Source organism: Rhizocola hellebori (assembly GCF_016862955.1).
Classification (GTDB): domain Bacteria; phylum Actinomycetota; class Actinomycetes; order Mycobacteriales; family Micromonosporaceae; genus Rhizocola; species Rhizocola hellebori.
Map to the genome: position 1 here is coordinate 1 of NZ_BONY01000186.1, position 1,511 is coordinate 1,511.

Below are 1,511 nucleotides of genomic sequence, written 5' to 3' on the forward strand. Positions count from 1 at the left end.
AGCGGGTTCGGCGTGGCGGCGTACAAAGCAACGGAACTCCTGTATAGACGAATTTCGACCAAGAAGTTCGTTGTGGGGAGTTCCGTTGCGTGTTCAGTTTGCCACGGCTGCTGGCGGTGTCAGTGGTGTAGGCGGGATCGATCTGGGTGTGTTGACGGGTGCGGTGCCGCCGCAGGTGGTGGATCAGGTGATCGAGGTGGCGGGGTGCCGGGAGCGGCGGCGCAGGCTGCTGCCGGCCCGGGTGGTGGTTTATGTGGTGCTGGGGATGGCGTTGTGTCATGGCGGGGACGGGTTCGCGCCGCCGGGGTACCAGGCGGTGATGCGGGTTCTTGCCGGCGCCGGGGTCAGGGTGGCGTCGGCGGCGGCGTTATGTCTGGCCCGTAAGCGGTTGGGCAGCATCGTGTTCGCGTTGCTGTTCGAGTGGGTGTCCGGTCAGGGGTGCGCCGGTGACGCGGGGGCGGTGCGGGTGTTCGGGCGGCGGGTGGTGGCATGGGACGCTACCGAGATCGGGGTGCCCGACACCCCGGACAACGCGGCTGATTTCGGCTATCCGGGGCAGGTGAGCAGGCCGGCGGCAGCGTCGCCTCATCACCGCCTTGGCAGCACGCCCCGGCTGCGGCTGATGACGTTGACGGATACGGCCAGCCACACGGTCATCGATGCCTGCTTCGACGCCAGCACCAAGGCCAGCGAACAGCAGCTGGCCCGGGGACTGATCGCGTCGCTGCGTCCGGGCATGCTGCTGCTGGCCGACCGTAACTTCCTGGGTTTCGACCTGTGGAGCCTGGCCGTGGCCACCGGCGCGGACCTGTTGTGGAGGGCCAAAAGCAACCGGGTCTTCACCCCGCTGACCCGGCTCGGTGATGGGTCGTTCCTGACGCTCATGCCCACCCCGGCCGAGACCCGCCGCACCGGCGTGGCCCGCCGCACCGGCCTTTCCACCCACACCCCACGCCACGGCCTGGTGGTACGGGTCATCGAGTACACCATCACCATCACCGCCACCGACGGCACCACACGCACCGAGGCCTACCGCCTGGTAACCACCCTGCTCGACGCGGCCCACGCCCCCGCCGAACAACTGGCCGCCTGCTACCACCAACGCTGGGAAGCCGAAACCGGCTACAGCCTCCTCAAACCCCGCCTCATCGGCACCGGCGCCATCCTGCGCTCACGCACCCCCGAAGGCATCACCCAGGAAATCTACGCCTTCCTCATCGTCTACCAACTGCTATGCCAGCTGCGCACCGAAGCCGCCTCCGCCGCCGGCTGCCCACCAGCAGCCATATCCTTCCTGGTCACCCTCCGCGCCGCCCGCGCCGCGATCGGACACCCACACCCACACGACCAACTCATCGCCGACATCCTCGCCGCACCGAAACTGAAACGCCGCAACAGAATCAGCCCACGACAAACCCGCCCACGACAAACCAAATACCACACCAAAAACCGCGACACACCCGCCTCAACCCACGTCACCTACAACATCAACATCCAACCCAGAGCCGCTT

The 1,511-nt window shown here is 67.2% G+C and carries 1 protein-coding gene; it reads left to right on the forward strand.

All coding sequences use genetic code 11. From position 1 onward, the window contains the following. Positions 1-85: 85 nt before the first annotated feature. A partial coding sequence (locus tag Rhe02_RS49410; protein WP_203915545.1) for an IS4 family transposase occupies positions 86-1,511 on the forward strand: 1,426 nt, incomplete at its 3' end.